10 protein-coding genes are annotated in these 11,677 nt (G+C 72.7%); all 10 read right to left on the bottom strand.

What is annotated here, in order from left to right; genetic code table 11:
• Positions 1 to 29 precede the first annotated feature (29 nt).
• Positions 30 to 701, bottom strand: coding sequence for a hypothetical protein (locus CAE01nite_RS05710; RefSeq protein ID WP_146901281.1), 672 nt, complete (start codon positions 699 to 701; stop codon positions 30 to 32).
• On the bottom strand, positions 698 to 1,111 hold the full coding sequence (locus tag CAE01nite_RS05705) for a hypothetical protein (protein ID WP_146901278.1): 414 nt from the start codon (positions 1,109 to 1,111) through the stop codon (positions 698 to 700). Before CAE01nite_RS05705 ends, CAE01nite_RS05710 begins: the two co-directional genes overlap by 4 nt.
• Positions 1,112 to 1,205: 94 nt before the next feature.
• Positions 1,206 to 1,619: a type II secretion system protein gene (locus tag CAE01nite_RS18725; RefSeq protein ID WP_146901275.1), complete on the bottom strand. Its 414-nt coding sequence runs from the start codon at positions 1,617 to 1,619 to the stop codon at positions 1,206 to 1,208.
• 165 nt (positions 1,620 to 1,784) lie between these two features.
• Positions 1,785 to 3,014: a type II secretion system F family protein gene (locus CAE01nite_RS05695; RefSeq protein WP_146901272.1), complete on the bottom strand. Its 1,230-nt coding sequence runs from the start codon at positions 3,012 to 3,014 to the stop codon at positions 1,785 to 1,787.
• The gene (locus tag CAE01nite_RS05690; protein ID WP_246131028.1) at positions 3,014 to 4,276 is read right to left on the bottom strand and encodes a type IV pilus twitching motility protein PilT; all 1,263 of its coding nucleotides are present in this window, start codon (positions 4,274 to 4,276) and stop codon (positions 3,014 to 3,016) included. Before CAE01nite_RS05690 ends, CAE01nite_RS05695 begins: the two co-directional genes overlap by 1 nt.
• 147 nt (positions 4,277 to 4,423) lie before the next feature.
• On the bottom strand, positions 4,424 to 6,100 hold the full coding sequence (locus CAE01nite_RS05685) for a GspE/PulE family protein (RefSeq protein ID WP_146901266.1): 1,677 nt from the start codon (positions 6,098 to 6,100) through the stop codon (positions 4,424 to 4,426).
• Between the two features lie 127 nt (positions 6,101 to 6,227).
• Positions 6,228 to 7,073 carry a shikimate dehydrogenase gene (locus tag CAE01nite_RS05680; RefSeq protein ID WP_146901263.1) on the bottom strand — a complete coding sequence of 282 codons (846 nt, stop codon included), beginning with the start codon at positions 7,071 to 7,073 and terminating at the stop codon, positions 6,228 to 6,230.
• 8 nt (positions 7,074 to 7,081) lie between these two features.
• Complete coding sequence (mltG, locus tag CAE01nite_RS05675) at positions 7,082 to 8,269, bottom strand: endolytic transglycosylase MltG (protein ID WP_246131027.1); 1,188 nt, start codon at positions 8,267 to 8,269, stop codon at positions 7,082 to 7,084.
• A 54-nt stretch (positions 8,270 to 8,323) separates the two neighbouring features.
• Positions 8,324 to 8,923, bottom strand: a complete 600-nt coding sequence (gene ruvX, locus CAE01nite_RS05670; RefSeq protein ID WP_146901260.1) for a Holliday junction resolvase RuvX — start codon at positions 8,921 to 8,923, stop codon at positions 8,324 to 8,326.
• On the bottom strand, positions 8,920 to 11,631 hold the full coding sequence (alaS, locus tag CAE01nite_RS05665) for an alanine--tRNA ligase (protein ID WP_146901257.1): 2,712 nt from the start codon (positions 11,629 to 11,631) through the stop codon (positions 8,920 to 8,922). The genes ruvX and alaS overlap by 4 nt, the downstream gene beginning before the upstream one ends.
• Positions 11,632 to 11,677 lie beyond the last annotated feature (46 nt).

Below are 11,677 nucleotides of genomic sequence, written 5' to 3'. Positions count from 1 at the left end.
GGCTGGGCTCAGGAGGCGAGGACACGTGGTCAGGAGCACGGGGACCTCGTGATGTCTCGGGGTGATCGGGTGGTGACGGACGTGGACACGACCACGGCGTCCCGCGAGGTGACGACCTCCCCCACTGCCCGCGGCGACGTCGGCAACCGCAGGTCGAGCGTGACGGTGCCGGCGGTCGGCGTCGTCGAGTGGGTGAACAGCGGACGCATCTGTCCGTCCACCTGCGAGGGGTCGACCGGTCGGCGGGTGACGCCCTCCGCGAGCACGGTCCAGGTCTCCCGTTCCTCGCGCGTCACGGGCTCGGCGAGAGCGCCCGGGGCTGCGGGGCCGGCCGGGACGCGCTTGGTGGACAGCGTCTCGTTCGCGGCGTCGTAGAACCACGCCTGGCACACGGCGGTGTAGACGCTCGCCGTCCCCGCACGGGTGCTGACGACGAGGCGTTCGTTGGCGTGGGTGGCGGACCAGGGGTCCAGGCGCACGGTCCCCGCGAAGCGGACCCCGTCCTCCACGGACGCCGCGACGAGCTGCGCCGCCATGCCGGCATCCGTGGTGGCCCGCACCTCGCGCTGGGTGGTGACGGCCGAGCTCACGACGATGCCGGCGAGCGGCAGGAAGACGAGGACGAGTGCGGAGGACACCAGCATCTCGGCGGCGGTGATGCCCCGGTCGTCGGTGGGGAGCCGGAGCGGTCGGGTCCTCACGGGTTCTCCAGCAGCACGTAGGTCGAGCCGGTGGCCAGCGCTGGGCCTGGTGTGCCGGTGCGCGCCACCCGGACGGTGTACCGCACGAGTCCCGGGCACGCGGTGCTCGGTGCCACCGGGACCAGCTCGGTGGTGACGGCGTACCTGCGGTTTTCGCCGTCACGGGCGTCCACGTCGGCCGTCGTGGCCCTGAGCGCCGTGCAGGTCGCACCGCTGACCCGGGCCAGCTCGAGCTGCCGGCTCACCAGCCTGGTCGCGGTGGCGACGGCCGTCTCGGTGGCCGCTGCCGTGGTGGTGCGGGCGACCACCGGCAGGAACGCCATGGCGACGACGGCCAGGACGAGCATCGACACGATCACCTCGGCCAGGCTGAGGCCGCTGTCGTCGGGACGGCCCGCGTCCTCATCCATGACGCCCTCCTCCGTGATGCGGAACATGTCAAGACAGGGGTGTGGGGTGCGACGTCGCCGTCGCACCCCACACGTCTTGTGGCAAGACGCTCGATCAGGCGCAGGCGCCGGCCTTGATGGAGCCGGTGTCGAGCACCGAGAAGATCGCCGTGCTCGCGGACGTGATCTGGAGGCAGAAGGTGTCGGCGGCGCCGGCCGTGCCCTTCGTGTACTTGCCCTTGAAGTCGGTCGTGCCCGTGGACCCTTCGGCGCCAGGAACCAGGGCGGTGATGGACCCGAGCGAGACCGACGCCGCGGGCGGGTTGTCGACGAGCGTCATGACAAGCGCGGTCTTGGCATTCGCCAGGTCGGCCTTGGCGGCGGCGTCCTTCGCCTTGCCGGTCTGACCGAGGTACACCGGGATGGCGATGGCGGCGAGGATGCCGATGATGATGACGACGACGAGCAGCTCCACGAGGGTGAAGCCCTTCTGGTTCTCGTCGAGGGCCTTGCGCATGCGAGCCTCCATGGTGGGCTCTCCTTCGGGAGTCGTGGGGACGTGGTCGGCGTTCGCCGTGTGACTTCTGGATCGGCACCCGCCGCAGCTGCGTGAGGGCCTCGTGGCGTTTCCGTGCGCTATTCACCCGTACGCCGGGTCGGCTCCCGCCGGCGGCAGCACGAACGCGCGGCAGGGCTATTCCACGAGGGTGAAGATGTTGAAGATCGGCAGGTAGAGGGCGATGATCATGCCGCCGATGAGCGTGCCGAGGACCGCGATGAGCAGCGGCTCGATGAGTGAGGTCAGCTGCTCCGTCGTCGCCTGGACGTCCTGGTCGTAGAACTCGGAGATCTTCGCGAGCATCGTCTCCAGCGCACCGGCGTCCTCGCCCACCGCGATCATCTGCACCACCATCGGCGGGAACACCGGATGGTCACCGAGCGGTGCGGCGAGCGGCTGCCCGTTGCGGACGCTCTCCTTCACCTCGGCGACCGCGCGCTCCACGGCCCAGCTGCCGCTGGTCTCCCCCACGACGTCGAGGGCGTGCAGGATCGGCACGCCGGCGCCCATCATCGTGCCGAGGTTGCGGCTGAACCGGGCGATCGAGATCTTCGTGAACAGCGTCCCGAAGACCGGCACCCGCAGCTTCAACGGGTCGATGACGGCGCGCACGGCGTCGTCGTACCGGTGCTTGTTCCACCACCAGGCGCCGACCACCCCGGCGAGGACGAGCAGGGGTGACAGCCAGGTCATCGCGTGGCTCGCTGCGACGAGGATGCGGGTCGGGAGCGGCAGCTCGCCGCCGAGGTCCTCGAACATGCCCTGGAACACGGGGACGATGAAGACGAGCATCCCGATCACCGCCAGGACCGCCATCCCGAACACCATGGCGGGGTAGGTCATCGCGGACCGGATGGTGCTGCGCAGCTTGACCTCGGACTCGTAGTTCTCCGCCACCGACACCAGCGCGGTTTCGAGGAAGCCGCCGGTCTCGCCGGCCCGGATGATGTTGAGCATGAGGGGTGGGAACACCTCGCGGTGAGCGGCCATCGCGCTGGACAGCGACACGCCGCCCTCGACCTCGTGCCGCACCCGCGCGAGCACCTTGGCCAGCACCTTGTTCTCCGTCTGGTCGGCCAGGATGGCGAGGGCGCGCAGCAGGGACAGGCCGGCCGACACCATGGTCGCCAGCTGCCGGGACATGATCGCGACGTCCTTCAGCGGCACCCGGTCGCCCAGGGACGGCAGGGTCAGCTCGCGGCGCAGCCCGGTCGTCCGCACCGGGTCGATCGCGATCGGGGCCAGGCCCATGGTCTTCAGCCGGGACGCGACGGCGGCGGTGTTGACCGCCTCGATCCGGCCCTTGACGACCTTCCCCGCGCTGTCCCGGACCGCGTACTGGAAGGTCGTGGTGGCGTCCGACATCAGCCGACCACCGGTCCGAGATCCAGGCCCGCCGACCCGAAGGCGTCCCCGGGGATGTCGACCGAGGACCAGCGCAGCTGCCGTCCACTGCCCGACCGACCGGTGAGCCGGGAGAAGTCCTCCCGGTCGTGGCAGCGCTCCAGGCCCTCCTCCCAGGTGATCGAGCCCGCGGCGGTGAGGCGGGCCAGGTCCTGGTCCAGGGTGTGCATGCCGTGCTGCGCCCCGGCTTGCATGGCGGACATGAGCTGATGGGTCTTGCCCTCGCGGATGAGGTTGCGGATCGCCGGCGTCGCGACCATCACCTCGGTCGCGACGGCGCGACCTCGGCCGGACGCCGTCCTGCACAGCGTCTGGGAGACGACGCCCTGGATCGCGCCGGCGAGCTGGGTGCGGACCTGGCCGTGCTGCTCGGCCGGGAAGACGTCGATGATCCGGTCGACGGTCTGGGCGGCGTCCTGCGTGTGCAGCGTCGCGAAGACGAGGTGGCCGGTCTCCGCCGCGGTCAGCGCCACGGAGATCGTCTCCAGGTCACGCATCTCGCCGACGAGGATGATGTCCGGGTCCTGACGCAGGACGTGCCTCAGCGCGCTGGCGAAGGAGTGCGTGTCCGTGCCGACCTCGCGCTGGTTGATCAGCGATCGCTTGTGGCGGTGCAGGTACTCGATGGGGTCCTCCACCGTGACGATGTGGTCGTCCCGGGTGCGGTTCGCGAGGTCGATCAGCGACGCCAGGGTCGTGGACTTGCCGGACCCGGTGGGCCCGGTGACGAGCACCAGCCCACGGGGCAGGCCCGCGAAGGTGCCGACCACGGGCGGCATCCCGAGCTGGTCGAGCGCCTTGATCTCGTGCGGGATGAGGCGGAACACCCCGCCGACGGACCGGCGCTGCTGGTAGAGGTTGACCCGGAAGCGGCCGACGCCGGAGATGGCGTAGGCGAGGTCGAGCTCCAGGTTCTCCTCGAACGTCGCGCGCTGCGCCGGCGTGAGGATGCCGTACAGCATGCGTCGCACGGAGTCGGGGCCGACGGCCTCGTGCACGTCCAGCGGCCGGAGCGCACCGTCCACGCGGATGGTCGGCGACGCGCCGACCGTCAGGTGCAGGTCCGACGCGCCCCGGGCCACCATGGCCCGCAGCACGCCGTCGAGGTCCGGGTCGCCGCCCGAGGGCTGGGTCGGGACCCGGTCGAGCGCGCCGCCCGGGACGCCGTCGTACCGCGGCGTGGTGCCGCGCAGGTCGTCCGCTGTCGCGTGGGGCTGGCTCACAGATGCGCCTCCAGGTCGTCGGTCCGCCGACGGCGGGCTCCGGCATGGCGGCGCGCGCCCGGCGGGCCGCACCGTCGTCGTCGACCTATCGGCCGCCGGCGCGGATGTGTGAGCGACCGGTGCGCCGAGAGGTCCATCGCGACCCGGTCAGCTCACGACCCGGAGCACCTCGTCGATCGACGTCAGCCCGAGCGCCACCTTGGCCCAGCCGTCCTCGCGCAGCGGCACCATGCCCTGGGCACGAGCGGTCCGCGCGACGTCGGCGCCGGACGACCGGGCGACCGCGTGCCGCTCGATCTCCTCGGTGACCCGCATGACCTCGTGGACCGCGATGCGGCCGCGGTACCCGGTGCCCGAGCAGGACCCGCAGCCGACGGGACGGTGGAGCTTCGGCACGTCGTCGCCGGGCGTCCACGGGAACCGCGCCGCCCGGAGCTCGGACTCCTCGGGCAGGTACGCCTCCTTGCAGCGGTCGCAGAGCCGGCGTGCCAGCCGCTGGGCCACCACGGCGTCGAGCGCCGACCCGACCAGGAACGGCTCGATCCCCATCTCCACGAGTCGGGTGACGGCGGACGGCGCGTCGTTGGTGTGCAGGGTCGACAGCACCAGGTGCCCGGTGAGGGCGGCCTCGATGGCGATCTGCGCGGTCTCGTGGTCGCGGATCTCGCCCAGCAGCACGACGTCGGGGTCGGACCGCAGGATCGAGCGCAGCGCCCCGGCGAACGTCAGGCCCGCCTTCGGGTTGACCTGCACCTGGTTGATGCCCGGCAGCCGGTACTCGACCGGGTCCTCGACGGTGATGACGTTGACCTCGGGCCGGGACACCGCGTTGACCGTGGCGTAGAGCGTCGTGGACTTGCCCGACCCGGTCGGGCCGGTGACCAGGATCATCCCGTAGGGCTTGGTGTAGGCGGCGCGGTAGGTGTCGAGGTTCCCGCCGAGGAACGCCAGGTCGCGCAGGTCGAGGCTCGTCGAGGTGTTGTCCAGGATCCGCATGACGATCTTCTCGCCCCACACGGTGGGCAGGGTGGCCACCCGGAGGTCGACCTGGCGTCCCTGGTGGGTGACCGACAGCCGGCCGTCCTGCGGGCGCCGACGCTCGGCGATGTCGATGTCGGCCATGATCTTCACGCGCGAGATGACGCCACCGACGATCGCCCGCGGCGCCCGCTGCGTCTCGTGCAGCACGCCGTCGATGCGGTACCGCACCCGCAGGTCGTGCTCCGTCGGCTCGAGGTGGATGTCCGAGGCCCGGTCGGTGATCGCCTGCGTGATCAGCAGGTTCACGAACCGGACGATGGGTGCCTCGTCATCGGCGACCTCGCCGATGCGCGCCAGGTCGTCCGCGGGCTGCTCGGGCACCTGCTGCTCGAACGCGGACGAGAGGTCCTCCATCTCGCCGTCGACCCGGCAGTAGCGGTCGATGGCACGCATGAGGTCGTCACGCGTCGCCACGACGGTGCGCACGGCCATCCCGCAGTGCGTCCGCACGTCGTCGACGGCGACGACGTTGCCCGGGTTGGCGGTGGCCAGCACGAGATAGCCGTCCTCGATCCGGACCGGCAGGACGACGTGCCGGCGGCACAGCGAGCCGGGCACCAGGGACGCCGCCATCCGGTCCACCGGGTACTCGTCCAGGTCGACGAACGGCATGCCGACCTGCACGGCGAGTGCCTGGACCAGCTGGCGCTCGGTGACCAGCCCGATCTCGACCAGCGTCGTGCCCAGCGAACGGCCGCGCACCTGCTGCTCGGCCAGCGCGGCGGACAGCTGGGACTCGGTGACGAGCCCCTCGTCGAGCAGGATCTGTCCGAGCTGCTTCACGTGGCGGCCTTCCGGGTGCGGGGACCCGACGACCGGCGGCGGCCGCCGGTGCGGGTGTCCTGTGCACCATCGGCAGGTCGCTGCTCGCGCGTAGGGATTCGGCTGCGAGCCCCTCGCGCGCCGGCCTCTACCCCGCCAGCCGCTCCGCCAGCGCCCGCTCCATCGCCTCCAGCGGCGCCGGACGGGACGTCATCAGCCGGACCTGCTCGACCGCCTGGTGCAGCAGCATGCGCTCACCGCCGACGACGGCGCCGCCGCGCGCCTCCCACGCGACCGACAGCGCCGTGGGACGCGGCTCGTAGACGACGTCCAGCAGGACGCCGTGCACCGCCGTGCCGGCTGCCGACGCGCCCAGCTGGCCGGCGAGGCCGTCGGCCGCGTGCGCCGGGAGCGTGGAGACGACGACGTCGGCTCCCGTGAGCGAGCCCAGCGCGTCGTCCAGCGGGGCGTACCGCGGCTCGACGCCCATCCGGTGCGCCGCTCGCATGAGGGCACCGGCCCGGCCGACGGAGCGAACGTGCACGACCGGCGTCGTGCACCCCAGCTGCGCGAGGGCGGCGAGCGTCGACGCGGCGGTGGCGCCCGCCCCGAGCACGGCCCCGGTCAAGGGGCCGGACCCGCGCACGAGCCGCTCGCCCAGGGCGGCCAGGAGGCCGTGGACGTCCGTGTTCGCCCCGACCAGCACCGGCCGGCCCGGGGCGCCCTGCACGAGCACGGTGTTGACCGCTCCGACCACCTCGGCCAGCGGCTCGACGTGGTCCAGCAGCGGGAGGACCGTCTGCTTCAGCGGCATCGTCAGGCTGAGCCCGGCCCAGGCGTCGTCGAGGTCGCGCAGCAGGTCCGGCAGGCCCTCGGACGTGACGTCGACGGCGTCGTAGCGCCAGTCGACCAGCCCGAGCGCGGCGTAGGCGGCTCGGTGCAGCGTCGGGGACAGGGAGTGCTCGATGGGGTGGCCGAGGACGGCGGCACGCATGGCCGGGCTCAGCCGTCCTCCCCCGAGCCGTCGTTCGCGAGCCACTCCTGGTACTGCGCCTTGCCGGCGAGGAACTCGTCGTAGGAGTCCGTGAAGATCGTCTCGCCGGTGTCCAGGTCCACGGTGATGAAGTAGACCCAGTTCCCCTCGGCCGGGCTCAGCGCCCCGGCGATGGCGGCCTCGCCCGGGTTGGAGATCGGGGTGGGGGGCAGGCCCAGGTGCATGCGCGAGTTGTAGGGGTTGTCGACCTCGAAGTCGGCGGCGACCAGCTCGATCGCCGGCTTGCCCAGGCCGTACGCGTTGATCGTGTCCATCCCGAGCGGGATCTCGCGGTCCAGACGGTTCTGGATGACCCGCGCGACCTTCGGGTACTCCTCCGGGAAGGAGACCTCCTTCTCCGCGACCGACGCCATGATCAGCACGGTCTGGCGCCGCTCGGCCGGGACGCCCAGGCCGTCGAGCACCGAGACCGTCTTGGCGACCATCTCGGAGAGGATCGTCGTGGCGGTCGACGCGGGCTCGAACGAGTAGGTCGCGGGGAACAGCCACCCCTCGATGCTGCCGCCGGACTCCGGCGGCAGGCCCACACCGCCGCCCGTGGCCGCCGCCTGCAGCTCCTCGACGGGGATCAGGGTCACGGCGGAGATGCGCTCGTAGGTCTGGTTCGCGGTGAGCCCCTCGGGGATCGTCACCTTGTAGGAGATGCGCCGGGCGGTGTCCAGCAGCGCGTTGACCGCGTCGGACGCCTTCATCTCCAGCAGCAGCTCGTAGGTGCCCGGCTGGATCGACGCGGCGGCGGGGTTCGCGGTGTAGGCGGTGGTGAACGCGTTCACGCTCGCGACGACGCCGGCCCCCTCGAGGGTCGCGCCGATCGCGGCGCCGGTGTCCCCCGGGTTGACGACGACCTGGGCCGACCCGTGCCCGGGCCCGGGGTGGTCGGCGACGCTCTGCGTGGTGCCGCTGCGGTCGAAGAGCGGGGCGAGCACGCGCACGACGACATAGCCCGCGCCGACGAGCAGCAGCACGGCCAGCACGACGGCGATCACGGACCGACGCCGGCGCTTGCGACGCAGGCGCTCCCGGCTCTGGTCGCGGCGGCTCGCCCGGGTCGCCGGCACCTCCACCTCGGTGGTCTCGGGCTCGAGCAGCTCACCCACGGCCAGATGACCGGCGGCGCCGGGGCGACCGCTCTCCACCGCCGGCCACGTCCACGCTGCCGGCTGCTCTCCGGGTTCCTCGTTTCGCACTGTCTACCGTTCCGTCGTCTCGCCGTCGCCTGCCACGCCGCGTGCCGGTGGAGCCGGGTCCACGACCCGCTCCCCCGCTCGCGACCCCCCGGCGCGCTCCGCCTCGAGAGCGGACTGCAGGATCACCACCGCGGCCGCCTGGTCGACGACCTGCCGGTGGCGGCGTCCGGACCGCCCGGACGCATGCAACGCCTGGTGAGCGGACACCGTGCTCATCCTCTCGTCCACGAGCCGCACGGGCACGGGTGCGACAGCGGACGCCAGCGCCTCAGCGTAGACGCGTGCGGCCTCGGATGCCGAACCCTCCGCCCCGGAGAGGTGACGCGGCAGACCCACGTAGACCACCGCGGCGAACCGGTCCGCGACCTCGGCCGCGATGCGGGCGACGTCGGCGGGCAGGGGACCGCGCGACCTGGAGTACCGGCCCCACCCGACCGCGTCCCGCGGGACGGTCTCCACGGGGGTCGCCACGATGCCGTCCGGGTCGCTCGCGGCGAGCCCGACGCGGACCGACCCGACGTCGACGCCGACCCGGGCGCCGCGCCGCCGGCCGTCGCCGTCGTCGGTCCCCGCGGGTGCGGCGGTGCCCGGCCCGTCGCTCACCGGGTGGCTGCCGAGCCGACCTGCGACGCGACGCCCGCCAGTGCGGCGGGCAGCGACGCGACGTCGGTGCCGCCGCCCTGGGCCATGTCGTCCTTGCCGCCGCCGCCGCCGCCGAGGACGCCGGACGCCGCCTTGGCGAGCGCACCGGCGCGGATGCCGCGCGAGCGCGCCTCGGCGTTCGTCACCACGACGACCAGCGGCCGGTCCTTGCTGACCCCGCCGACCGCGACGACGGACGCCGCGGACTCCCCCAGCCGCCCGCGCACGTCCAGCGCGAGCGCGCGCAGGTCGTCGGCGGACGAGACCTCGCCGGCGTCGTGGGTGACGACCCGCGTCCCGTCGGCCGTGGTGGGCGCGGTCGCCGCGAGCTCCCCCGCGGCGGCCAGGAGCCGGCCCTGCCGCAGCTGCGCGAGCTCCTTCTCCGCCTCCTTGAGCCGGCTGACCAGGGAGCCGACGCGTGCGGGCAGCTCCTCGGTGCGCACGTTGAGCAGGCCGGTGAGCTGGCCGACGAGCGCGTGCTCCTTGGCGTGGAAGCCGTAGGCGCCGTCGCCCACCAGGGCGTCGACCCGCCGCACGCCTGAGCCGATCGAGGACTCCCCGAGCAGCGTGACCATGCCCAGGTGCCCCGAGGACGGGACGTGGGTGCCGGCGCACAGCTCGCGGGACCAGTCCCCGCCGATGGAGACGACGCGGACGCGGTCGCCGTACTTCTCGCCGAACAGCGCCATCGCGCCCGAGGCGCGCGCCGCGTCCAGACCCATGACGGCGTCGGTGACCTCGAGGTCCTCGGCGAGCCGGGTGTTGACGCGCTCCTGGATCTCGCCCAGTGCCCCGCCGGGCAGGCCGGACCCGTGCCGGAAGTCGAACCGGATGCGGTGCGGTGCGTTCTCCGAGCCGGCCTGCGTCGCGGTGTCCCCGAGCGCCTCCCGGACCGCCTTGTGGACCATGTGGGTCGCGGTGTGCGCGCGGCTGATCGCCCGGCGGCGCTCGGTGTCGATCGTGGCCGTCCCGGGGTCCCCGAGCGCGACGCTGCCGTCGACGAGTCGGCCGCGGTGCACGGACAAGCCCTTGATCGGCGCCTGGACGTCGTCGACCTCGATGACCGCGCCGGAGTCGAGCTGGATCGTGCCGTGGTCGGCCAGCTGCCCGCCGGCCTCGGCGTAGAACGGCGTGCGGTCGAGGACCACCTCGACCGCGAGCTGGGAGTCGGTGGCCGTGGCCGCCGGGACCGGGGCGCCGTCGACCAGCAGGCCGTCGACGCGGACCCGCGCCACCTGGTCCGTGTAGCCCAGGAACTGGACCGGGCCTGCGAGCTCGGACTGCAGCGCGCGGTACGCCTCGGTGCCCGCAGGCCCCGCCTTCTTGGCCATCGCGTCCGCGCGGGCACGCTGCCGCTGCGCCTGCATGAGGGCGCGGAACGCCGGCTCGTCGACCGTGACGCCCTGCTCCGCCGCCATCTCCAGCGTCAGGTCGATCGGGAAGCCGTAGGTGTCGTGGAGCGTGAACGCCTCGTCACCGCCCAGGGTCGGCACGGAGGACGTGGTGGACCCGACGTGCGCTCTCGCGGCCGCCACGGCGCTGTCGAAGATCGTCGTGCCGGCCACCAGGGTGCGGCGGAACGCCTCCTCCTCCGCGACCGCGACGCGCGAGATCCGGTCGAAGTCGCGCTCGACCTCGGGGTAGGAGTGCTTCATCGCGTCGCGGGACGTCGCGAACAGCACCGGGAACGTGGCGTCGTCCACCCCGAGCAGCCGCATGGAGCGCACCACGCGGCGCAGCAGCCGCCGCAGCACGTACCCGCGGCCCTCGTTGGACGGCGTCACGCCGTCGCCGATCAGCATGAGCGCGGACCGCACGTGGTCCGCGACGACCCGCATGCGCACGTCGTCGTCGTGGTCGGCGCCGTAGCGACGCCCCGACAGGCGCTGCGCGGCCTCGATGACGGGGAACACCTCGTCGATCTCGTACATGTTGTCGACGCCCTGCAGCAGGTACGCGACCCGCTCCAGGCCCATGCCGGTGTCGATGTTCTTCTGCTTGAGCTCCCCGCGGACGCGGAACTCCTCCTTGCTCCTCACCTCGTCGATCTCGTACTGCATGAACACGAGGTTCCAGATCTCCAGGTACCGGTCCTCGTCCACGACCGGCCCGCCCTCGGCGCCGAACTCCGGCCCGCGGTCGATGTAGATCTCCGAGCACGGGCCCGCGGGGCCGGGCTGCCCCGTGGACCAGTAGTTGTCCTTCTTGCCCCGGCGCTGGATGCGCTCGACCGGCATGCCGGCGACGTCCTGCCAGAGCTGGTACGCCTCGTCGTCGTCCTGGTAGACGGTGACCCAGACCTTCTCGGGGTCGAACCCGTAGCCCCCGGCGTCCTGCGGCGTGGTGATGAGCTCCCACGCCATGCGGATCGCCTCCTCCTTGAAGTAGTCGCCGAAGGAGAAGTTGCCGTTCATCTGGAAGAACGTGCCGTGCCGGGTGGTCTTGCCGACCTCCTCGATGTCGAGGGTCCGGACGCACTTCTGCACGCTGGTCGCGCGCGGCCACGGCGGGGTCCGCTCCCCCACCATGTAGGGGATGAAGGGCACCATGCCGGCGACCGTGAACAGCAGCGACGGGTCCTCCGAGACCAGGGACGCCGAGGGCACGACGGCGTGGCCGCGGCTGGAGAAGTAGTCGAGCCAGCGCTGGCGGATCTCGGCGGTACGCATGGTGTCCTCAAGGTCGGGGGGGCGGCGGGTGTTCCCCCCGCCGCCC

It is taken from the genome of Cellulomonas aerilata (assembly GCF_007991755.1).
Taxonomy (GTDB): Bacteria; Actinomycetota; Actinomycetes; order Actinomycetales; family Cellulomonadaceae; genus Pengzhenrongella; species Pengzhenrongella aerilata.
This window is presented reverse-complemented; position numbering and strand designations above follow the sequence as displayed.